The 21,058-nt window shown below is 61.8% G+C and carries 19 protein-coding genes; 10 read left to right on the top strand and 9 right to left on the bottom strand.

Annotation, left to right across the window (positions count from 1 at the left end):
* The first annotated feature begins 36 nt into the window (after positions 1 to 36).
* The 3 genes from NE851_RS12835 to NE851_RS12825 all read left to right on the top strand — a co-directional run bounded on the left by NE851_RS12835 (position 37) and on the right by NE851_RS12825 (position 1,944).
* A complete protein-coding gene (locus NE851_RS12835; protein ID WP_183844911.1) occupies positions 37 to 711 on the top strand; it encodes a LexA family transcriptional regulator in 675 nt (224 codons plus the stop codon).
* An 11-nt stretch (positions 712 to 722) separates the two neighbouring features.
* Complete coding sequence (locus NE851_RS12830) at positions 723 to 1,430, top strand: thermonuclease family protein (RefSeq protein WP_254960820.1); 708 nt, start codon at positions 723 to 725, stop codon at positions 1,428 to 1,430.
* 100 nt (positions 1,431 to 1,530) lie between these two features.
* Positions 1,531 to 1,944 (top strand): tellurite resistance TerB family protein, encoded by a 414-nt coding sequence (locus NE851_RS12825; RefSeq protein WP_025570278.1) that lies wholly within the window; start codon positions 1,531 to 1,533, stop codon positions 1,942 to 1,944.
* 24 nt (positions 1,945 to 1,968) lie between these two features.
* Here the strand turns inward: NE851_RS12825 and NE851_RS12820 are convergent, their stop codons facing one another.
* Complete coding sequence (locus NE851_RS12820; protein ID WP_254960816.1) at positions 1,969 to 2,844, bottom strand: transporter substrate-binding domain-containing protein; 876 nt, start codon at positions 2,842 to 2,844, stop codon at positions 1,969 to 1,971.
* Positions 2,845 to 3,281: 437 nt separating this feature from the next.
* Between NE851_RS12820 and NE851_RS12815 the strand changes: the two genes are divergently transcribed.
* Positions 3,282 to 5,279, top strand: a complete 1,998-nt coding sequence (locus tag NE851_RS12815) for a methyl-accepting chemotaxis protein (RefSeq protein ID WP_097594928.1) — start codon at positions 3,282 to 3,284, stop codon at positions 5,277 to 5,279.
* 60 nt (positions 5,280 to 5,339) lie between these two features.
* On the opposite strand, the gene NE851_RS12810 is transcribed toward NE851_RS12815, so the two are convergent.
* Complete coding sequence (locus NE851_RS12810; RefSeq protein WP_097594929.1) at positions 5,340 to 5,720, bottom strand: VOC family protein; 381 nt, start codon at positions 5,718 to 5,720, stop codon at positions 5,340 to 5,342.
* A gap of 419 nt (positions 5,721 to 6,139) precedes the next feature.
* On the opposite strand from NE851_RS12810, the gene NE851_RS12805 reads away from it, so the two are divergent.
* A complete protein-coding gene (locus NE851_RS12805; RefSeq protein ID WP_130792351.1) occupies positions 6,140 to 6,418 on the top strand; it encodes a hypothetical protein in 279 nt (92 codons plus the stop codon).
* 137 nt (positions 6,419 to 6,555) lie between these two features.
* On the opposite strand, the gene NE851_RS12800 is transcribed toward NE851_RS12805, so the two are convergent.
* Positions 6,556 to 7,704, bottom strand: coding sequence for a helix-turn-helix domain-containing protein (locus tag NE851_RS12800; protein WP_097544952.1), 1,149 nt, complete (start codon positions 7,702 to 7,704; stop codon positions 6,556 to 6,558).
* A 354-nt stretch (positions 7,705 to 8,058) separates the two neighbouring features.
* On the opposite strand from NE851_RS12800, the gene NE851_RS12795 reads away from it, so the two are divergent.
* The 5 genes from NE851_RS12795 to NE851_RS12775 are packed head-to-tail and all read left to right on the top strand — an operon-like array spanning position 8,059 to position 13,480.
* On the top strand, positions 8,059 to 9,105 hold the full coding sequence (locus NE851_RS12795) for a UDP-glucuronic acid decarboxylase family protein (RefSeq protein ID WP_028756300.1): 1,047 nt from the start codon (positions 8,059 to 8,061) through the stop codon (positions 9,103 to 9,105).
* Positions 9,105 to 10,091, top strand: coding sequence for a UDP-glucose 4-epimerase GalE (galE, locus tag NE851_RS12790; RefSeq protein ID WP_047617040.1), 987 nt, complete (start codon positions 9,105 to 9,107; stop codon positions 10,089 to 10,091). The genes NE851_RS12795 and galE overlap by 1 nt, the downstream gene beginning before the upstream one ends.
* A complete protein-coding gene (locus tag NE851_RS12785; protein ID WP_254960814.1) occupies positions 10,088 to 11,995 on the top strand; it encodes a glycosyltransferase family 2 protein in 1,908 nt (635 codons plus the stop codon). Before galE ends, NE851_RS12785 begins: the two co-directional genes overlap by 4 nt.
* 19 nt (positions 11,996 to 12,014) lie before the next feature.
* Entirely contained in the window at positions 12,015 to 12,953 is a 939-nt protein-coding gene (locus NE851_RS12780) for a glycoside hydrolase family 26 protein (RefSeq protein WP_254962431.1), read from the top strand.
* A 17-nt stretch (positions 12,954 to 12,970) separates the two neighbouring features.
* Positions 12,971 to 13,480, top strand: coding sequence for a DUF995 domain-containing protein (locus tag NE851_RS12775; protein ID WP_254960813.1), 510 nt, complete (start codon positions 12,971 to 12,973; stop codon positions 13,478 to 13,480).
* A gap of 232 nt (positions 13,481 to 13,712) precedes the next feature.
* On the opposite strand, the gene NE851_RS12770 is transcribed toward NE851_RS12775, so the two are convergent.
* From NE851_RS12770 to NE851_RS12745, 6 genes are all read right to left on the bottom strand, one after another.
* Complete coding sequence (locus NE851_RS12770) at positions 13,713 to 14,534, bottom strand: oxidoreductase (RefSeq protein ID WP_097594932.1); 822 nt, start codon at positions 14,532 to 14,534, stop codon at positions 13,713 to 13,715.
* Positions 14,535 to 14,791: 257 nt separating this feature from the next.
* On the bottom strand, positions 14,792 to 15,538 hold the full coding sequence (locus NE851_RS12765; protein ID WP_254960812.1) for an NADPH-dependent F420 reductase: 747 nt from the start codon (positions 15,536 to 15,538) through the stop codon (positions 14,792 to 14,794).
* Between the two features lie 36 nt (positions 15,539 to 15,574).
* On the bottom strand, positions 15,575 to 16,018 hold the full coding sequence (locus NE851_RS12760) for a MarR family winged helix-turn-helix transcriptional regulator (protein ID WP_254960811.1): 444 nt from the start codon (positions 16,016 to 16,018) through the stop codon (positions 15,575 to 15,577).
* A 76-nt stretch (positions 16,019 to 16,094) separates the two neighbouring features.
* A complete protein-coding gene (locus NE851_RS12755) occupies positions 16,095 to 16,754 on the bottom strand; it encodes a TetR/AcrR family transcriptional regulator (protein ID WP_097594935.1) in 660 nt (219 codons plus the stop codon).
* The gene (locus NE851_RS12750) at positions 16,754 to 19,882 is read right to left on the bottom strand and encodes an efflux RND transporter permease subunit (RefSeq protein WP_254960808.1); all 3,129 of its coding nucleotides are present in this window, start codon (positions 19,880 to 19,882) and stop codon (positions 16,754 to 16,756) included. The genes NE851_RS12755 and NE851_RS12750 overlap by 1 nt, the downstream gene beginning before the upstream one ends.
* Positions 19,882 to 20,997, bottom strand: coding sequence for an efflux RND transporter periplasmic adaptor subunit (locus NE851_RS12745; RefSeq protein ID WP_097594936.1), 1,116 nt, complete (start codon positions 20,995 to 20,997; stop codon positions 19,882 to 19,884). The genes NE851_RS12750 and NE851_RS12745 overlap by 1 nt, the downstream gene beginning before the upstream one ends.
* Positions 20,998 to 21,058: the final 61 nt, after the last annotated feature.

Below are 21,058 nucleotides of genomic sequence, written 5' to 3'. Positions count from 1 at the left end.
GCGCCGCTGAATCAGCCGCGCAGGGATCGGGCGCATATGCTGTCACACGACCAGATTTGGGAAGCGATCGACAGGCTTGCCGAACGGCGCGAGCTGACGCCATCCGGTCTTGCGCGCCGCGCCGGGCTCGACCCGACCTCGTTCAACAAGTCGAAACGGCTTTCCGCCGACGGGCGCTTGCGCTGGCCTTCGACGGAATCGATCGCCAAGGTGCTCGACGCGACAGGGGCGAGCATGGAGGAGTTTCTTGCCTTCATGCGGCCGGACGCCGGGCCGGGACAGCCGGCCGGACAGTCTGACGGCGCGTTTCCGCCGCAAGGCAGCTCCATTCCACTGCTCGGCTTCGCGCAGGCCGGCGCCGGCGGCTTCTTCGACGATGGCGGTTTTCCGGCCGGCCAGGGCTGGGACGTGGTGGAATTTCCGGCAGCCCCGGCACAGAAGGCGGGCGTCTATGCGCTGGAGGTGCAGGGCGAGAGCATGATGCCGCTTTACCGCGACGGCGACGTGCTGATCGTCGAGCCGGGCGCCCAGGTGCGCCGCAACGACCGCATCGTCGTGCGCACAAACGAGGGCGAGGTGATGGCCAAGGTGCTGCTGCGGCAGAGCCCGCGGTCGATCGAACTGATGTCACTCAATCCCGAACATCCCAACCGCACCCTCGAGCTTTCCGACGTCGATTGGATCGCCCGCATCATCTGGGCCAGCCAATAGGAAGATATTCCATGCGCCCAGCCGCCATCTTCACAGGTCTCACAGGGATGGTGGTGGTGGCCGGCCTGCTGATGGCGGGCGAAGCAAGACTTCGCGACGGCGCAGTCGGGGAAGAGACGACGTCCGCAGAGGAAACGGCGACCGCGGCGGAGGCTGCCCCCGCAGCCGGCAAAGCCGCTGCGATTTCGGATGATCAAGCCGAAATGATCGCCCGGTCAGCGGAACCGGCGGTTCCGCCCGCTCCGGATCCAGGCGGCGATGTCGCACCCAAACCCGCCAATATAGCGCAAAGAGCGGAGACGGCGGCCGGGCAGGCGGCCGGCCCGGCCGCGAAAAAACCGATGGAACTGGCGCGGCCGATGGTCGAAAATGCCGGCATGCTTTCCTTTGGCGAACGCAGGCTCCAACTTGCCGGCATCGTGCCGACGCCGGCCGACAGAATATGCGGGCCGGCGGGCCGGCAATGGCCCTGCGGCATGATGGCGAAGACGGCGCTGCGTCAGCTGCTGCGCAACCGCAGCCTCAGCTGCGATGTCGAGACAGCGGAATGGAAGGAAACGGTGACGGCCGCCTGCCGGCTCGGCACCCAGGATCTCGGCTCATGGCTTGCCGAAAATGGCTGGGCGGAAGCTGCGGCGGGGTCGCCGCTTGCGGGGATCGCCGAGACGGCCAAGCAGGCGGGAAAAGGCGTCTATGGCGCCGATCCGCGCCGCAAATGACCGGCCGCCATGACAAGCGCGAACAGCCGCGGATATGGCCGATCTCTTGTAATGACTGCAGCCAATTCCTAATCTGGGCAGATCGAAAAAGGAATCAGAGATGAACAAGCCGCTTTCCGCCCATGATGCGCTGATCTACGTGATGGTCATGGCATCCGCCGTCGACAGCACGATGAACGACAGGGAGATGACAAGGATCGGCCAGTTGATCGGGTTCCTGCCGGTTTTCCGGGATTTCGACGACGACAAGCTGATTTCGGTGGCGCGCGACTGCGCCGCGCTGCTGGCCGGGCCGGAAGGCCTCGACGTCGTGCTCGAAACCGTGCGCGACACCCTGCCGGTAAAGCTTTACGACACGGCCTATGCGCTGGCCGTCGAAGTGGCCTCCGCCGATCTTTCGGTCAAGGCGGAAGAATTGCGGCTGCTCAGCCTGCTGCGCGACCGGCTCGGTCTCGACAAGCTCACCTGCGCGGCGATCGAGCGCAGCGCGATTGCGCGCTTCCGCAAGGGCTGAGCGCGCGCAGTTCGGACCGCGGCGTCAATAGAGCCCGTAGGGGAAATACCGCAGATAGATTTCCTGAAGACGGCCGTTGCGCGACAGCGTGGCGAGCGCGTGGTCGATGGCCGCCGTCAGCACGCCATCCTTCTGCCGCAGCATGATCGTCATGCCCTCGCCGAGGAAATGTTCGGAGAGATAGGGACCGTCGAAAAGCGCGCAGCATTTGGCCGAAGCCGGCGAAGAAACCCAGAAGGAAAGCTGCAGCGCATCGGCGAAAGCGGCATCGACCTTGCTGTCCTTGAGCGCCGCCAGCAGGGCGTCCTTGGTGTCGAAGGCTTGCGCCTTGATCGCCGGGAAAAAGGCGGCCAGCATCGCCTCATGCACCGTCCCCCGGACGACACCGACCGGATGGCTGGAAAGGGCGGCAGCCGTCTTGCCGTCGAGCGGCACGGCGAGATTGCGCACGAAGCGCGCCGGCAGCATCAGATAGGGTCGGGAGAAGACGAATTGCCGGCGCAGCTCCGGCGTCACCGCAAGGCCGGCAATGACGGCATCGCCCTGCGAGGCGGCGAGCGCATCCTTGAGGTCGGCGAAGGGGATCGCCTGGATCTGACACTTGTCCGAGATCTCCAGCTCGCTGCAGATTTCGCGGGCGAGGTCGACATTGAAGCCGGAGAGCTTGCCGTTCTGATCGGTGAAATTGAAGGGCGGGAAATCGACCGACGTCAGGAAGCGCAGGCGCACCAGCGAGGAGAGATCGGGTCTCGCAAGACGTTCGCGCGCATCGAAAAGCAGCGGCAGCGAGGGCGACGCCTGCTGGGCGGATGCGGCAAGGCTCGAAAAGAGCGCTGACAAAAACAGGCCGAACGCGAAGAAAACCTTCAGAGTCAGGGATGCCAGCTTGGATTGCGTCATCGTGATCTTGATCTCGGGGCTCAGTGGGAAGCGTTGCGGCGAGATGTATCAGAGTCATGCGTGGCGGGGAATATGTGTGGGAGTGGGGGAGCAGAATGACAGTCGCGTCGGCACACCCGCCTCGCCCTTCGAGGCCGGCGGAGCACCTCAGAATGAGGCTCTGTTGCATGCCGGTTCCGAGGCTTGATCCTGGATGCCATGGCGCGCAGCTTTTGCCCCTAAAAATTGCGGGCATCCGCGCCGCCGTGTTAGCGCGGAATTAAAGAATATCGCCTTTTATTTGTTGCGACGACATCGGACCCCGCCAGCCGATCGCATGATGCACGCGTCAGTCCAAACCTATCCTTGAACCGCAATATTGAAGCAGTCCTTTCTGCAACAATTGATTTCAAAAGCACCGGGCGCGCGACACGCCCCGTCAATCGGGTGACATTTCCATGCTGAAGCATCTGAAAATCCGCACAAAAATCATCTCGGTCGTGGCGCTGCTCGGGCTGATCACGATGGCCGGGCTGATCTACGTCATCTCCGAGTTCCGCCGTGCGGACGCCGCCTACAGCGCCTTCATCGATCATGAAGCGCAGGCCTCGATGCTGAGCGCGCGCGCCAGCGCATCGGCGGTGGCCTCGGTGCTGCAGGTAACCCTGATTGCCGACATGAAGCCCGATACGCCGGCATTCCAGACGGCGCTCGCTACGCCGAGCAAGCTGCCGCAGGCGCGTGACCGGATGAAGCAGGCGCTGGCGCTGGTGCCCAGCCGCAAGGCGGCGATCGATGAGATCCAGGCCGGCATCGACGAAATCGAAATCCTGGCAAACAAGATCATCGAACAGAGCAAGGCCAAGGACAGCGCCGGCGCGCTTTCGAATGTTGCGCTGATCAATGCCAAGCTCGATGCCCTGACGCCGAAAATGATCGCCAACAATGATGCGATGATGGCGATGCTCAATGATGGCGGCGATGCGCTCTCGGCTTCCGTCAACGGGCGGATCGTCCTCTGCCTCGTGCTGATCGGCATCGCCGTTCTCATTGCCGTCGGCGTCAGCGTGGTCGTCGCCCAGATGGGCATCGCCGGCCCGATGACGCAGCTGCGCCAGCGCATGACGCGGCTTGCCGAAGGCGATACGACAAGCGAAGTCAGCGGCCTCGACCGCCGCGACGAAGTCGGCCAGATGGCAAAGGCCGTCTCGATCTTCCGCGACAACGCGATCGAACGGGCGGAGATCGAGGCGCGCGCCGAAACCGACCGTAATGTCAGCGATAGCGAGCGGCGCGAACGCGAGGCGCAGAAGGCCCGCGAAGCATCCGAACTCGAACGCGCCGTTGCCGCACTCGGCGACGGCCTACGCCGCCTTGCCGCCGGCGATCTCGCCTCGCATATCGACGAGCCCTTCGTCGCGCATCTCGATGCGCTGCGTGAGGATTTCAACAATTCGGTCGAGAAGCTCAACGAAACCATGCACACGGTCGGCGCCAATGCCCGGGCGATCGGCGCCGGCGCCAACGAGATCCGCTCGTCCGCCGACGAACTTTCCCACCGGACGGAACAGCAGTCGGCCTCGGTCGAAGAGACGGCAGCGGCCCTCGAAGAGATCACCACGACGGTGCGCGACGCCGCCAAGCGTGCCGAGGAGGCGAGCCAGCTCGTCGCCCGCACCCGCCTCGGCGCCGAGAAATCCGGCGAGGTCGTCCGCAAGGCGGTCTCCGCCATGCAGCAGATCGAGAAGTCCTCGGGCGAAATCTCCAACATCATCGGCGTCATCGACGACATCGCCTTCCAGACCAACCTGCTGGCCCTGAACGCCGGCGTCGAAGCGGCGCGCGCCGGCGAAGCCGGCAAGGGCTTTGCGGTCGTCGCCCAGGAAGTGCGTGAACTCGCCCAGCGCTCGGCCAATGCCGCCAAGGAGATCAAGGGGCTGATCACCAATTCCGGCACGCATGTGCAGACCGGCGTCTCGCTGGTCGGCGAGACAGGCAAGGCGCTCGATGCGATCGTTGCCGAAGTGCAGGAAATCAACCAGCATGTCCACGCGATCGCCGAAGCCTCCCGCGAACAATCGATCGGGCTGCAGGAGATCAACACCGCCGTCAACACCATGGATCAGGGCACCCAGCAGAATGCGGCGATGGTCGAGGAATCCACCGCCGCCAGCCACAGCCTCGCCACGGAAGCGGCGGCGCTGAACAACCTGCTCGGCCAGTTCAGGCTGACCGGCACAGGCGGCTTCACCGCCAGCGCGCCGATCCCGGCCGCAGCACCGCGCGTGGCCCCGCGCCCGGCAGTCAGGGCAGCCCCGATCCGCGTCGCCAAAGAAGGCACCGCCCGTCCGGCCGCCTCGCCGGCCCGCGCGCTCGGCCAGAAAATCGCCAACGCCTTCGGCGCCGGCAGCAGCACACCATCGTCAAGCCCAGATGCCGACTGGACGGAATTCTGAGCCGGTCAAAACAGGCATTGGAAAGGGCGGCTGCGGCCGCCCTTTCCTTTTAGGTATCGTCTAAGCCGGCCGCCAGCCGATCTCGACGAGGATGTTTCCGGGCGCCGTGCAGTAAAACAGCCAGCCGCCGCGCATGGCGGCCGGCGGGCCGGACAGATCAGCACCGGCAGCCGCAAGCCCGGCATGGACCGCATCGACATCCGCCCTCGCGGGCAGAATGAAGCCGATGTGATAGGTGTGGCGCCCCATTTCCACCTGATCGGCGGTGCCGAATTTTGCGATTGCGTGGCTGAGGACGATTTCGAGGCCGGTATCGTCTTCCAGGATCGCGAGGCCGTTCTGACCGCGCATATCCTCAAGCTTCAGACCGAAATGGCGGATGAAGAAATCCGCCGTGGCAGCGACATCGGGAACGTGGAAATCGAGATGGTTCAAGCGCATGACAGTCTCCGTTCGAAAAAATCCCGGGACTGCCTTTTTGCCGTCTCCGCACGCCGCCGGGATCCCGCATCTTGATGCGGATCACGTCGCGGGTTCTCGTGCCATGGCACGGAGCAGAGCTTCCCCAGAGCGATTAACGCGCCAACGGAAGGGACCGGGCTTACCTCAACCGATCCTGCCTTTTTCGACGATACCGATCTAGCAGACAGCACCGGTTTCGGCAATGGATGGGTCGGCGCGTCTGGAGGAACGGGATTCTCACCCTATTATCCATAGGTGGATGTCGCGTCCGGCCGCTCGATCACGACGTCCCCCGGGGTGCTTCCCAAAGGATTGAAGAGCGGCATGGGCATTCGTGTCGGGAACTCTCTCCGGCAAGGGGTAGAGTGACACTATTCACGGCATTGGGAGGGATGGACATGAAACCTGCAATCATCGGCCTTGTCGGCACGCTCGTTCTGGCAGGATGCAACACCGTCAGCTACAGCGGACCGGGCCTCGAACCCATCCCCGGCAGCATTACCTATAGCGGCCAGCCGCGGACCAAACTCACCAAATCGCCGGTTGGTTCCGCCTTTCCGCATGATTTCATCGATCAGTACGGCCAGCAGGTGGAGGAAACCTACATCATCCAGCCCGACCGGAGCCTGATCATCGCGCACCGGCAATATAAGCCGATCCGCTTTTTCGGGGATTAGGCCTTGGTCGGCGTGGTCTAGATACATCGCCCAGACGGTTTAGAGGCCATGGCTCTGGATCAAGTCCGGGGTGTCTTCGGCAAGCGCACCGACCGCCGCTTGACGGACTTCGAGTCCGGATTTCAGTCCGAGCCGGATCAACCCGTCAGGGCCAGCCAATCACCGATCGTTTTTCCGTAACGCCGCGTGGAGCGGATGGCCGGAGCCGGCCGCTGTTGGGTTGCCACCGTCCTTCGGATTTCACGCGGGCTCAGCTTGAATTCGTGGATGAAGGCGCGCGTAAAATTGGCCGCGACCTCGAAACCGGCGGCTTCCGCGATTTCTGAAATCGGCCTGTGGTCGGCCGGATTGCTGAGATCCGCATAGGCCTGCAGCAATCGCCGCTTGCGAATATAATTGAGCACGCCTCCGTTCGCCTCAAACAGCTGGTAAAGCCGCGTACGCGAAATCCCCAACGCGCGGCACATCATGTCCGGTGTCAAGTTTTCCGAATGGAGATTGACGTGGATGTAGCGGTGCGCCCGCTCCATCAGTCCCATGTTGGTCTGGTTTTGACCGGTATCAGTCCTTGTGGACGATGCGGCGCCCGCAACGACCATATCGCCGATGGTTTGGATGATCCGGGGCACTTCCTCTATCGTCAGATTGCCGAGGTTCGTTTCGAGGCCCGTGAGATAGCCCGTGAGCAACTCGGCGTGGCTGCCCGAAAGAACCGTGTTGCCGGCGCTTTGGAGAAGGCCCGCATCGCGAGCCAGCAGCTCATACGGCAGGAACACGAGCAAAGCTTCGGTATCGGTCATCCGTCCGCGATAGGGGCTGCCGAGAGACATGAAAAAAATCTCGCCGGCACCGGTCTCGGTGACACGACGGTTGACCTCGGTCCAGGCTTGGCCGCTGCGCTGCAGGCCGACGTTCCAATGGTCGATGGGGCTCGATCGAAGCATGGCCTGATCGCGGATATATCTGTGGGCATGCGCACGCTGCTGGACGACGAGGATATCGCCGAGATGCCAGCCGATCTGCTCCGCGAGGAACCCGTCTTCCGGTGACTTTCCCTCCGGCAGATGAACATCCACGAGCGGCGCCATATGTGCCCGCCAGGCCTCGAATTGTTCTGCCGGTGGCAGGTCCTGCGTCGAGAATCGCAGCGGCACGAGCGCTGGGGAGGCATGGAGTGGGCGTTCCTTGCGCATGGCCGGTTCACGCGGCCATCGCCGCCGCTCCATATGCGCCGGCCGTTCCTGTTCGGCGGCAGCATCATCGTCGGATTCAGACCCTGTAGCCATCCAATTCCTCCAGCGCATAACCCGACCCGAGCCATGAAAATTGAGAAAAGCAATTGTTTTTGCGGCTGAAATCTCCGCAGAACTACGTCTGAAAACGCGGAAGTGCTCGAAAAGTATCCTCCATAAGTTGTTTACCATATTCCTTTTCGCTCTGAAATGTACGGAGCGATAATTTCCAGGACGTGAGGATAACGACAATTGCCTCCCTTAGCTGTATCTAAATAGACATCGGTTCTTTCCAAAAGAAAAGCCGGATGAATAAAATATTCGCATGATCGAACGACTTAGTGTCGCGGTATGTCGAAGTAAAGATCGAAGATTTCATAGCAAAATCTGAAAACACGGGAGGTGGTCGTGAACTATCTTGGTAAGATTCGTGCGCGCTCTGTTCTAACTGCGGCTCGTGATGCAAAGTATCCATCCGGAACATCTGGTACTCTCAAGAGAATTCTTGTCACCGGTGGTGCAGGTTTCCTCGGATCCCATCTGTGCGAGACGCTTTTGGCCGCCGGACACCAGGTGATCTGCCTCGACAACTTTTCCACCGGCATGCGGCGCAATATCGCCCATCTGAAGGGGGTCGATCGCTTCAACGTCATTGCCCACGATATCGTCCACCCGCTCGATCTGGAAGTCGACGAGATCTATAACCTTGCCTGCCCGGCTTCGCCGCCGCATTATCAGGCCGATCCGATCCATACGACAAAGACCTGCGTGCTGGGCTCCCTCAACCTTCTGGAGCTGGCCGCGCGCACCGGCGCACGCATCCTTCAGGCATCGACCTCCGAAGTCTACGGCGACCCGAACGTCCACCCGCAAGTCGAAAGCTACTGGGGCAACGTCAATTCGTTCGGGCCGCGCTCCTGCTATGACGAGGGCAAGCGGTGCGCCGAGACGCTGTTCTTCGACTTCCACAACACGCACGGCGTCGAGATCAAGATCATCCGCATCTTCAACACCTACGGCCCGCGGATGCGTCCGGACGACGGCCGCGTCGTCTCGAATTTCATCGTTCAGGCCCTGACGGGGCAAGACATCACGATCTATGGCGACGGTTCGCAGACCCGCTCGTTCTGTTTCGTCGATGATCTCATCGGCGGCATGGTCCGCATGATGGCCTCACCGTCGTCGCTGACGGGGCCTGTCAATCTCGGCAATCCGGGCGAATTCACGATCCGGGAGCTGGCCGAGCAGGTGATCGGATTGACCGGCTCGCGGTCGCAAATCATCCATCGCGCTCTGCCGGTTGACGATCCGCGTCAACGTCGCCCCGATATTTCGCTTGCCATGCAGGAACTCGACTGGCGGCCGAAGATCGAGCTGTCGAGCGGCCTGCGTCAGACGATCGACTATTTCGATGGCCTTCTCACCCGTCCGGCACGCGAACTGGAGGCGGTCTGATGGATGCGCCCCGGGTCCTTGTCACGGGCGGTGCCGGCTATATCGGCAGCCACACCGCCAAGCTCCTCCGCTCGGAGGGGATTGAGCCTGTCGTCTACGACAATCTCACGACCGGAAACCGTTCCTCCGTGCGCTGGGGCCCTTTCGTCGAAGGTGACGTCCTCGACTCGTCATGCCTGATCGAGGTCATCGAGAAATATGCTCCCGATGCCGTCATCCACTTTGCCGCCTCGGCCTACGTGGGCGAGTCCGTGCAAAACCCAGCGAAATATTACAACAACAATGTCGGCGGTGCGTTGTCGCTTATCGATGCCTGCCGGCAGACCGGGCTTCGGAACGTCATCTTCTCATCGAGTTGCGCGGTCTACGGCGTCCCCTCGGTGCTGCCGATCGATGAGACGTTGCCGAAGGCTCCGATCAATCCCTACGGCAAGACCAAGCTTATCGGCGAGCATATGCTCGCCGATTATGCGGCGGCCTACGGCCTGCGGTATGTTGCCCTGCGTTACTTCAATGCCTGTGGCGCCGATCCGGACGGCGATCTTGGCGAATGGCACGTTCCGGAAACTCATCTCATTCCGCGGGCGCTGCTGGCCGCGGCCGGCCGGATTCCGCATCTGGAGATATTCGGCGATGATTACGATACTCCCGATGGGACCTGCATAAGGGACTATATTCACGTCGCAGATCTCGCGCGCGCCCATGTTCAGGCCTTCACCCATCTCGCCAAAGGCGGAGCAAACCTCGCTGTCAACCTCGGCACCGGGCGGGGTTTTTCCATCAGGGAAGTCCTGCGCGTGATCCAGGAAACGACCGGATGCGCAGTCCCGGTCGTCATCCATCCGCGCCGGCCGGGCGATCCACCCAGCCTCTACGCCGACGCCAGCCTGGCCCGCGAGACGCTCCGCTTCCAGCCTCGTTATTCCGACCTCCAAACCATCGTGCGGACAGCGGCTCCGTTCTTCGGACTGGAGGCGCGCGCGTGACCGAACTTGCGATTACCCAAGCGACGCATGCTCCGGAACTCTCCCACGAGCCGCTTCTTGTCCCGGTTCTGACCGGACATCGGCGGGCCGAATATCTGTTCTCGGCGGCCGTATGGCTCTGCGCCTTCGCCTATTTCTGGATCTGGTGGCTGGAGCCGCGCCATCACGTCGATGCTTTCGGGACAATTACGGTGAGCCTCGTTCTTGCCTGGGTGACCGCTCTGCCGGCCTATTTCATCGTCGTGTTCTATCGGGCGGCAAGACCGAACGGCCCCTTGCGCCTGCCGGCGGGCAGCCGAGTGGCCATGGTCGTGACCAAGGCGCCGGCGGAACCCTTCTCGGTCGTCAGTGAAACCCTGCTGGCAATGCTTGCCCAGGAGGTGGAACACGACACCTGGCTTGCCGACGAAGACCCTTCCCCCGAGACTCTCGACTGGTGCTCCAGGCACGGGGTCTTCGTCTCGACCCGCAAGGGGCGATCCGATTATCATCGGACGTCGTGGCCCCGACGCACGCGGTGCAAGGAGGGCAACCTCGCCTTCTTCTACGACCACTACGGCTACAACCGCTACGATTTCGTGGCGCAACTCGATGCGGATCATGTTCCCGCGCCCGACTATCTCTTCCACATGCTGCGTCCGTTCGCCGATCCAAAAGTCGGCTATGTCTCGGCCCCCAGCATTTGCGACAAGAACGCTTCCGAAAGCTGGTCGGCACGTGGAAGGCTCTATGCCGAGGCCAGCATGCATGGCTCGCTCCAAGCCGGTTACAATGGCGGCCTGGCGCCCCTGTGCATAGGCTCGCACTACGCGGTGCGTACCGTCGCCCTCAAACAGATCGGCGGCCTCGGTCCGGAGTTGGCTGAAGACCATTCGACCACATTGATGATGAATGCCGGCGGCTGGCGGGGTGTGCATGCGCTGGATGCCATCGCCCATGGTGACGGCCCCAGAACCTTCAGCGATCTCGTGACGCAGGAATTCCAGTGGTCGCGCAGCCTGGTCATGGTGCTGTTGCGGTACTCGCCGAGCCTGGTCGGCCGGCTGCCGCGGCGGCTCCAGTTCCAGTTCCTCTTTTCGCAACTCTGGTATCCGCTTTTTGCGTTCTTCATGTTGCTCATGTTTGCGCTGCCGATCATCGCGCTCGTGCGCGGCCAGAACTTCGTGACGGTGACCTACCCCGATTTCCTGGCGCATTTCGCACCGCTTTCCATCGTTCTGGTGGTGATGGCTTACCGCTGGCGCGCCAGCAACTCGTTCCGCCCCTACGACGCCAAGATCCTGAGCTGGGAATGCATGCTCTTTCTCTTCGCGCGCTGGCCCTGGGCGCTCGCCGGCACGCTGGCTGCGGTGCACGATTTTGTGACAGGCTCCTTCGTCGATTTCCGCGTCACGCCGAAAGGGCGGTCCGAAGTCGATCTGCTGCCGGTGCGTGTCCTGGCGCCCTACGCTTTGCTGGCGCTCATGGCGGTATTGCCCGCCCTGGCAATCGACGATGCCGGCGCCTCCAAGGGGGGGTACTTCTTCACCGTCCTGAACGCGGCAATCTACTGCGCGCTGCTGTTGGTCATCGTCGGGCGCCATTCGAAGGAAAATACGGTTGCGGCGGCCCCGCGTTTCTACCGTCCGGCGATGGCGACCGCGCTTGTTGCGCTCGTCGCGCTGCCGGGAGCTGCCACCATCATGCGCGGAAAGGATGCGACCGAGGCACTCGCCTGGGGCAGCGGCCGCCTTCAGCTGTTCGAAGAGCGCTATGCCGTCTCCGGTGCAGGCCGGGGCGGGACCGCGCTGCGCACGATCTTTTTCAAACCACGATGGATTTCCGATCCGGAGGAGATCCAACTGAGAACCGATGCCGCTCACCCGGACGTGCGGCCGAGCGTGGAGGAACTACACAATGCATAGCCCATCCAAAATAGCCCTGTTGTCGTTAACCGGCCTGTTGCTATCGGGAGTCGCGGTGCTGCCGACCGCTCTGGGCGGTTCTGCCGAAGGGCAGCCGCTTGCCATGACGACATCGTCCATCGCGCCGCCGACCAAAATGCCGGTTGTCACGAAGGAGTCGATCACGTTCGGCGCCTATGATCCGCACGGAGATTTGGGCGCCTCGCCCGATTCGAAGATCGAACACCTCTTCCTGCCCTGGGAAGATGTCGATCTGGGCACGCTCGTCCTCGCCGACAATTATGCGCAAGCGCGTGGTCGCACCCTGCTGATCTCGGTCGAGCCCTGGACCTGGTCACGCGATTGGCGCCAAACCTCGCAGGAACTGCTGCACAGCATCCTGGACGGTTCGCGCGATGCGAACATGGCCGCCGTCTGCTCGACCGCTGCCACGCTGAAAAGTCCGGTCATCATTCGCTGGGGACAGGAAATGGACGAAACCGACAGCCAGTTCTCCTGGTCGCATTGGCAGGGCGCCGATTACGCCAAGGCCTATCGCCGGATGGTGGAGGTCTGCAAGGTCCACCTGAAGACGGCCAAATACATGTGGTCACCGAAGGGCAATGAGGGGCTTCAGGCCTTTTATCCCGGCAGTGATGTCGTCGATATCATCGGCCTCTCGGTCTTTGGCCTCGAGCAATACGACAGGGACAAGACTGGCCGTGACCAGACGTTTGCCGAGCACCTTGCGCCCGGATACGCCCGTGTCGCGGGTTACGGCAAGCCCATCATGGTTGCCGAACTCGGCTACGAAGGCCACGATTCCTTCGTGCGAAACTGGGCCGAGAGCGTAACGAAACGCTATCCGCAGTTCCCGGCCCTCAGCGCCGTCATCTACTTCAACGACCGTGAAGTCTATCCGTGGCCGGACGGTTATGGCCGCCCCGACTGGCGGCTCGTCCACGAAAGCATCAATTGAACAGAGGGAACCTGAACATGTCCATGCTTCAAAAAATGTTCCTGGCCGTCGCCCTGACCAGCGGTATCGCTACGGCTGCGTCCGCTGCCGCAACCGATGAGCCTGCGGGGATCGAGACGGCAAAGCCGATGAGCAGCGCGGAAATCTTTCAGCTCTACAACCAGAATTCCTGGATGTGGAAAGCCGGCGCCGGCTACTTCTCCGCGAAGGCGCGTCGCTTTACCGCCTGGTCGCGGGAAAATGGCTCGCCATCCTTCGGCATGGGCCGCTGGTTCGTCACGGAGTCGGGCAAACTCTGCTTCAACGCCGACTGGCACGCCAAGACCGGAACGGCGACGGCAATCACTTGCTTCAGCCACCGCAAGAAGGGCGGCCTGATCTATCAGAAACGCGAACCGGACGGTCAATGGTACGTGTTCAAGAGCAGACGGACACAAGCCACCGACGAATTCGCAAAGCTTCGCCACGGCGACTACGTGAGGTCTCAATTGGGGAGAATTGAGACGAGCGTCAGTAAGACCAAATAAAGGCGAAGCTAGGGGTTGCGCGCGGCCGAGGCGCCATCTGTTTCCTTGTAGGAGCCGGTGCCTGCGCGCAACCCTTTTCATAAAAGATCGCGAAGCGCCTTCGGCGCCGGCAGCAGCACGTCGCCGAGCCAGGATCCCGACTGATGCTCTGCAATGCGCCGGCACGAATGCGACAGCGAGATTCGCGGAAACGAAGCTGTGAAACCGACGACGTTTGGAAATTTAGGCAAACTCAGGTTGCGCTACGCTTTCCGAAGCCGAATGTCTTGCGCAGACTGCTGTCGACCGCGCTTGCCGGCATAAACCTGCGTAACCGGCTTAGAAGCGTCGCCTGGCCACCGGTCGGTTGACGCATTTTGTATGGACCGTTGATTGCAGCCAGGATTTTCTCCGCGACAACCAGCGGCGACGGCGCGGTTTTGATCTGGGCCTGTACCGTCTTGATGGTCGCATCTGCCTGTGCTGCGTAAGCGCCGAGGGGCGCGTCGGTTTGGGCCGCGTTCACATCGAGCTTGGTATTGGTGAAGGTCGGCTCAACCAGCACGACGCGCACGTTGAACTCACGAATCTCATGGTCCAGCGACTCCGACAGTCCTTCGAGTGCATGCTTGCTGCTGGCATATATTCCCATGAACGGCGCCGGCAGGAAGCCGAGGACCGAGCTGATATTGATGATCAGACCGCTGCGAGCGGCGCGCATGGAGGGCAAGGCAGCGCGGATCATGCGCAGAGGGCCGAAAACATTGGTATCGAAGACCGCCTGGGCTTCGGCAGGCGACGTGTTCTCGACCGGGCCGACCAGCGAAACGCCGGCATTGTTGATCAGGATGTCGATTCTGCCTGCCTCGGACAAAACCCATTGAACAAAATCGGAGACCGAGGCGTCATCGGTGACGTCGGCAGTCCCATAGCGCACGCCGGGAATGGCATTGACACGCTGCGGGCTACGCACGCCGCCAAAGACCTGAAAACCGTTTTGTGCAAGAAGGCGGGCCGACGCTTCGCCGATTCCGGAGGATGCTCCGGTGATGACGACGACTTTATTTTGAGACATGGAGGCTCCTGGCTGGGCGCGAGTGGTTGAATACGTGCTTCAATTATAGGGTCAGACTTTTCACCCTGTCGCCAAAGGACAGTGTCTCAGAACCTGGCATCCAAGCACGTAAGATTTCGATCAACATCTATCCTTGCTTTAGATGTCAATCGAAATATAAAATCAAGCACTTTTTGCTTTACGGCGATTTTTTCGATGATCGCGCCTGCAAACGTGCCGGGGCATGTCGGCAGGGAGCGGCATGAGCCTCAACGGGTTCAGGATTTCGGAGCGACAGTCCCCGCTCGGTTTCGAGCGACGATTTCGTCGTGGGTCAGGCTGGTGCCTGCCGCGAAGAATTCCTTGATCAGCGCGTCGCGATTATCGGCTGCGCGGGATCGATCCGCCGATCGCAGCGCTTCTTCCAGCTCATCTGCTGCAAGCTCGGTGCAATAGGCCGGGGTGCCGGGCTGCTGACGCCAGGACGCCGCCAGCCCTCCTGCATCCAGAGCATCAAAACCGGTGGCCTCGACCAGATCTATGGCAATCGCCTTTGCTTGCGGAGCATCGCCTGCAACCGGGACGGCGATGCGTCCATCCGTGTCGTCAGGCCGCCCCTTCTCCGCCAGCGTTGCCGCCAGCACGGCATTCCACGCCTTGACGACGGGTCGGCCGATCTGCCCGCTCACCCAAACGCTTTCGGGCATGCCGCCATCGACGTCGGCGATCGCGCCGTCGCGAAACGGATAATAATTCGACGTATCGATCACCACGACGTCTTCAGGCACGCCATTGAAGAGCCGACCGAGATCGCGACAGTTTGCGAACGGGATCGAAAGAACGATCGCCTCGACGACCCGGACGGCTTCCTCTTTCGAAACGGCGGTCGCTCCGATATCGCCGGCAAGATCGTGGATGGTGTCCGGCCCCTTCGAATTGGCAAGCTTGACCTCATGGCCGCCGGCGGCAAGTTTTCTCGCCAGCGTCGCGCCGATATTTCCGGCGCCGATGATTCCGATCTTCATGGGATGTCCTTTCTCTGATGTGGAACTAAGCCCGCCTCAATCGCGGGCGGGACGCGCGAATGCGTGCAGCGTGTCGCGCAGATCGACCAGCCCCTCGTCCGTGAGCTGACAGGCGGTTTTGATTTTGTCGGTGACGGCCCAAAGCGCCTCACGCAGGGATTCACCGGCTTTGGTAAGATGGATGAGCACCCGCCGCTCGTCGTTACGATCGCGCGTCCGGGTCACCATGCCGGCCGATTCCAGGCGCTTCAGCAGCGGCGTGATCGTGCCGGTGTCCATATCGAGCTTCAAACCCAACTCTCCAACGGCGCGGGGCGTACCGCCGTAAAGTTCAAGCATCACCAGGTATTGCGGGAATGTTAGACCGAGCGGCTGCAAAAATGGCTTGTGAAGGCGCGCCATCCGGTTGGCCGCGCCATAGAGCGCAAACGAAAGTTGGGTGCCGACCGCGCGGCGGGATGCGATTTCGTTGTTCGACATGGTTTCATCTAGTGTGCTTTTATCTAGTTCACTAGATAATGCCTTTGTCGAAGAGAACAAGGTCGGCAGCGCTAAATTAGGCGCTTATCGCGTTCAGGGAGGTCTCGCTGTCCGACGTGCCGAGCGCTTTCATGATGAAGCGGATTTGGGCATGGAGGCCGACTGCGGTGGCCCCTCCCTCCTGAACCCGCTGCTCGACCAGAACCGGATGGAAGAACGGCAGGAACGCAGTGATGATACCGCGCGCGGCTTCATCGGCGTCTTCGACCTTGAACTCGCCTGTCTGCAGACCCTCGCGGACAAGCGCTTTGAGGATTGCCAGGATCTGCTCATTATGCGCGTTGATGGTCGCCCAACTTCCGTCCGTGGCGGCGACGAGCAACTGGTGCATCGGTCTGTCCTCCACCAGCATTCTCGTGCTGTGCCGGTGGATGGCGGTCAAAAGATCCGCCAGCTTTTTGCTCGCCGGCGCATCCGTTCGCGCGATCGCCAGAGCGATTTCAGCAACGTCTTTGACAACCAGTCCGCAGACCGAACTGTTGATCGCCGTCCTCGAGGGAAAGAAGCGATAGATATTGGCGCGGCTCATGCCGAGTTCGGAGGCGATGTCGGCGACCGACGTCTTATGATAGCCGATCCGCCGAAAATACCTTTCCGCCACCTCGAGTATCCGCGTCCGCGCCTGCTCAAGGTCACTTCCGGACCCGCAAAAGTCGTCGCCGCCGCCGGAGAACATCACTCGGCAGCCATTGACGTCGGCAACTCCACCTCCTTGGGTAACTCTACCTCCTTCGGAGAATTTTCATGGCTTTCGTTTTTCGTCGGCTTGATGCGGAACCAGGTAGCGTAGAGGGCCGGAAGGAAGAGCAGGATCATCACCGTGCCGACCGCCGTTCCGCCGATCAGCGTGTAAGCCATCGACCCCCAGAACACCGAGTGCGTGAGAGGAATGAAGGCAAGCACAGCGGCAAGGGCTGTCAGAATAACCGGACGCGTCCGCTGCACCGTCGCCTCGATGACGGCATGATAATCGTCGAGTCCGGCTGCCTTATTCTCCTTGATCTGTTCCGTCAGAATCAAAGTGTTGCGCATCAGAATTCCCGCCAGCCCGATCAATCCGAGAATGGCATTGAAGCCGAAAGGCTTATCGAAGAGCAGCAAGACCGGAACCGCCCCGGCAAGACCGAGCGGCCCTGTCAGCATGACCATGGTCATCGTCGACAGGCTACGGACCTGCAAAACGATTACGATCAGCATGGCGGCAATCATCGCCGGGAAGATCTTGACGAGGGCGTTGTTGGCCTTCAGTGATTCCTCGATGTTTCCGCCCATCTCGATGCGATATCCCAGGGGAAGCGAGGCAATCAGCGGCTGAAGCGCCTTCATAACCTGCGCTGAGACCTCCGGCGGCTGTGTCGCTTCGTTGATATCGGACCGGATCGTAATGACAGGCATTCGATCGCGGCGTTTCAGGATCGGCTCTTCAAACCGGATTTCCGAGTGGCCGATCTGATCGAGCGGAACCTGTCGCCCATCCCGGCTCATCAGCGAGAAATCTGCCAATCGTGAGGGATCAAGCCGGTTGCCGCCGGCACTGCGTGCAACGACAGGCACGTTGCGGATATTTTCGCGAACCTCGGTGATCGGAATTCCGCTCAGCAGCAATTGCATCTGCTGGGCTGCCTCGGCCGGCGACAGACCGATCAGGTTCAGCCGATCCTGGTCGGGAACGAAACGCAGCACGGGCGTGCGGTTGCCCCAATCGCGGTTAGCCTGGCGAACATCCGGCACGCTCTTCATGATAGCGAGAGCTTTGTCGGAAATCTGGTACAGTTGCTCCTGATCCGGGCCCGTGATCCGGAACTCGACCGGAAACGGCGTGTAAGGACCGAAGACGAGCTGGGTGACGCGGACATAGGCTTCAGGGGCGAGCCCATCCGAAATGGCCGCGCGCAGCCGAAGCTTCAGTACCTCGCGTGTGTGAGCGTCAGGGGTCAGCACGACGATCTTGGCCAAAGACGGGTCCGGCAATTCCGGCGCCATGGCAAAGAAGAAGCGGGGAGCGCCCTGCCCGACATAGCTGGTGACGGTCTTTGCCTCCGGCTGTTTCTGCAGCCAACCTTCGAGCTTCTCGACCGTTGCCGTCGTCGTCTCGATGCTGGTGCCTTCGGGCAGGCGGACTTCGACGAGGACTTCGGGACGGTCCGACGTCGGGAAGAACTGCTTTTTCACCCCGCCCATTCCAACGACGGAGATCCCCATGACGATGGCGACCACCGCACAGGTGACGAACTTGTGGCGCACTGTGAATTCGATAACCCGCCGCAGGCGCCGGTAGTTCGGGGTGTTGTAAATGGCGTGATGGCCACCTTCGACCGGCTTGATCGCCGGCAGCATCTTGACGCCGAGATAGGGCGTGAAGATCACCGCGACAATCCACGAGACGATCAGGGCAAAGCCGACGACCCAGAAGATGTTGCCGGCATATTCGCCGGCGGTCGACCGGGCAAAGCCGACCGGCATCAGCCCGATGATCGTCACGAGGGTGCCCGACAGCATCGGTGCTGCCGTGTGGCTCCAGGCATAGGCGGCCGCCTTGATGCGATCCATCCCCTCTTCCATCTTCACCACCATCACCTCGATGGCGATGATGGCGTCGTCGACCAGAAGGCCGAGCGCCAGGATGAGCGCACCAAGGGTGATGCGATCGAAGAACCGGCCGGTTTCCAGCATGATGAGGAAGACGACGGCAAGGGTAAGCGGAACGGCCAGAGCCACGACGATGCCGACACGCCAACCGAGGCTGACGAGACTGACGAACAACACGACGCCGAGCGCCATGGCGAATTTCAGCATGAACTCGCCGACGGCTTCGTCGATGTTGACGGCCTGGTCGCTGACCTTGGCGAGGGTCATGCCGAGCGGCAAGGTCTTTGCGATCGCGGCGGATCTTTCTTCCAGCGCCTTGCCGAGTTCCAGACCGTTCCAGCCCTGTTGCATCACCGCGGCAAGCATGATGGCGGGCTCGCCGTCATGGCGAATGAGATAGGTGGCCGGATCTTGATAACCGCGCCGCACTTCGGCAAAATCCGAGAGCTTCAAGGTGCGTCCGGCGGCGACGATCGGCGTGTCGGCGATCGCCTGGATGCTGTCGTAGGCGCCATCGAAGCGAATGAACACCTGGGGCCCACGCGTATCGATCGATCCGGCCGGCGTCACGGTGTTTTGCCGCTGCAAGGCGGCCGCGATGTCCTGTGACGAAATGCCGAGGGTGGCGAGCTTGGCATAGGAGAATTCGACGAAGATCTGTTCGGGCCGCTCTCCGAGGATGTTGATCTTCTTGACGCCGGGCACATGCAGAAGATCCTGGCGGATCACCTCGGCCTGGCGCACAAGCTCGCGCATCGGCATGCCCTTGGCCTTCAGCGCATAAAGCCCGAAGCTGACATCGGAGTACTCGTCGTTGACAAAGGGACCGAGCACGCCCCCGGGCAGGTTGCGGGCCTCGTCTCCAAGCTTCTTTCGAGCCTGATAGAATTCCTCCTCGACGGCCGTGGCCGGCGTGCTGTCCTTCAAGGTGACGGTCAAAAAGGCATAACCGGGCCGCGTCGTCGTCTCGACACGATCGTACCAGGTGAGTTCCTGGAGGCGCTTTTCGAGCGGCTCGGCGACCAGATCCTGCATTTCGCGCGCTGTCGCGCCCGGCCACACCGTTGTCACGGTCAGGGTCTTGATGGTGAAGGACGGGTCCTCGGCGCGCCCGAGCTTGACGAAGGCATAGGCGCCGGCGGCGGCCAGCAGAACGATGAAGAACAGGGTGACGGCCCGCTCGCGAACGGCGAGCGCGGATAGATTGAAGTTCATCAGTTTGCCGCCTCTGCCTGTTCTACCGTGGCGCGCACGCTGGCGCCGTCCTGCAGCAGATGGGCGCCGAGAGCGACGACCGGCTCGCCTGCATTGACGCTGGAAACCACCGCAACCTCCTCACCCATCTGTTCGATTTTCACTTGCCGGAAGTGGACGATCGACGATGCCTGGTCGAAGACCCAGACGCCGGTGCGGCTGCCATCGTCCAATACGGCGCCGACCGGCACCGCGGCATGCGATTGACTACCGCCGTTGGCGATTCTGATCGTCACCGTCGCGCCCAGCGGCGCCGACGCTGCGGCGCCATCCAGAACCCAGCGTGCCTCATAGGTGCGGGTTTGCGGATCGGCAGCGTCGGAGATCTGGCGAAGCCGGGCCTTGTCCTGCCGGCTTTCGTTGCCGTAGATGCTGGCATCGGCGATCTCGCCGAGCTGCGGCCTGAGAAATTCCGGAAGCCAGACCAGCGCTTCACGCGGGCCGGCCTGTGCGAGCCGGACCACGGTTTGTCCCGCGGTCACGACCTGCCCCGGCTCGCCCAGCGTTTCGACAACCGTTCCATCGGTGTCGGCAACCAGGACGGAATAGGCGGCTTCGTTTTCCGCGACCTTGGCGTCCGCTTGCGCCGCGGCAAGCTGCGCGGTAGCGGTGTCAAGCGCTGCCTTTGCCTGCTCATAGCGCTGCGGCGTCGCGGCCAATCCGTTTTTCACCAGAGCGGCGTAGCGTGTCTCGTCTGCTTGCGCCTGGGTCAGCACAGCCTCGGCTGCGGCGACGGCGTTTCGTTTCGCCGTCAGGGCGAGACGCAGATCGGTTTCGTCGATGCGCATCAGCGGCTGACCGGCCTTGACCTGCACGCCGACGTCGACATAACGCTGCACGATCTTGCCGGGCACACGAAAACCGAGATTGCTTTGCACCCGGGCGGCGATGGTGCCGGTGAAGCTGCGCTCGGCGGTCTCCGGCCTCTTTGCCTCAACCAGTTTGACGAATGGCGGTGTAGTGCGGGGATCGGCGGCTTGTGCGCTTCCTTCCGAGGACACCCCGACAAAGAAGAATGCCGTGGCGCCGGCGGCTGCCAGGAGGCCGAATGAGGCGAGGAGGATTTTGCGGTTCATGTCAGTAAGCCTTCTTGACGGGCGCAGCATTTAAATTAGATTGCGATCTAACTCTAATTCT

Origin of the sequence: Rhizobium anhuiense bv. trifolii (assembly GCF_024346605.1) — a bacterium.
Taxonomy (GTDB): domain Bacteria; phylum Pseudomonadota; class Alphaproteobacteria; order Rhizobiales; family Rhizobiaceae; genus Rhizobium; species Rhizobium anhuiense.
Note: the sequence above shows the minus strand (reverse complement) of the source record. Positions and strands in the feature narration are given on the sequence as shown.

Excerpts from the sequence above, each read along its gene's own strand:
- NE851_RS12835 (WP_183844911.1), top strand. The coding sequence starts at position 37 with ATGCTGTCACACGACCAGATTTGGGAAGCGATCGACAGGCTTGCCGAA.
- NE851_RS12830 (WP_254960820.1), top strand. The coding sequence starts at position 723 with ATGCGCCCAGCCGCCATCTTCACAGGTCTCACAGGGATGGTGGTGGTG.
- NE851_RS12825 (WP_025570278.1), top strand. The coding sequence starts at position 1,531 with ATGAACAAGCCGCTTTCCGCCCATGATGCGCTGATCTACGTGATGGTC.
- NE851_RS12820 (WP_254960816.1), bottom strand. The coding sequence starts at position 2,844 with ATGACGCAATCCAAGCTGGCATCCCTGACTCTGAAGGTTTTCTTCGCG.
- NE851_RS12815 (WP_097594928.1), top strand. The coding sequence starts at position 3,282 with ATGCTGAAGCATCTGAAAATCCGCACAAAAATCATCTCGGTCGTGGCG.
- NE851_RS12810 (WP_097594929.1), bottom strand. The coding sequence starts at position 5,720 with ATGCGCTTGAACCATCTCGATTTCCACGTTCCCGATGTCGCTGCCACG.
- NE851_RS12805 (WP_130792351.1), top strand. The coding sequence starts at position 6,140 with ATGAAACCTGCAATCATCGGCCTTGTCGGCACGCTCGTTCTGGCAGGA.
- NE851_RS12800 (WP_097544952.1), bottom strand. The coding sequence starts at position 7,704 with ATGGCTACAGGGTCTGAATCCGACGATGATGCTGCCGCCGAACAGGAA.
- galE (WP_047617040.1), top strand. The coding sequence starts at position 9,105 with ATGGATGCGCCCCGGGTCCTTGTCACGGGCGGTGCCGGCTATATCGGC.
- NE851_RS12775 (WP_254960813.1), top strand. The coding sequence starts at position 12,971 with ATGTCCATGCTTCAAAAAATGTTCCTGGCCGTCGCCCTGACCAGCGGT.
- NE851_RS12770 (WP_097594932.1), bottom strand. The coding sequence starts at position 14,534 with ATGTCTCAAAATAAAGTCGTCGTCATCACCGGAGCATCCTCCGGAATC.
- NE851_RS12765 (WP_254960812.1), bottom strand. The coding sequence starts at position 15,538 with ATGAAGATCGGAATCATCGGCGCCGGAAATATCGGCGCGACGCTGGCG.
- NE851_RS12760 (WP_254960811.1), bottom strand. The coding sequence starts at position 16,018 with ATGTCGAACAACGAAATCGCATCCCGCCGCGCGGTCGGCACCCAACTT.
- NE851_RS12755 (WP_097594935.1), bottom strand. The coding sequence starts at position 16,754 with ATGTTCTCCGGCGGCGGCGACGACTTTTGCGGGTCCGGAAGTGACCTT.
- NE851_RS12750 (WP_254960808.1), bottom strand. The coding sequence starts at position 19,882 with ATGAACTTCAATCTATCCGCGCTCGCCGTTCGCGAGCGGGCCGTCACC.
- NE851_RS12745 (WP_097594936.1), bottom strand. The coding sequence starts at position 20,997 with ATGAACCGCAAAATCCTCCTCGCCTCATTCGGCCTCCTGGCAGCCGCC.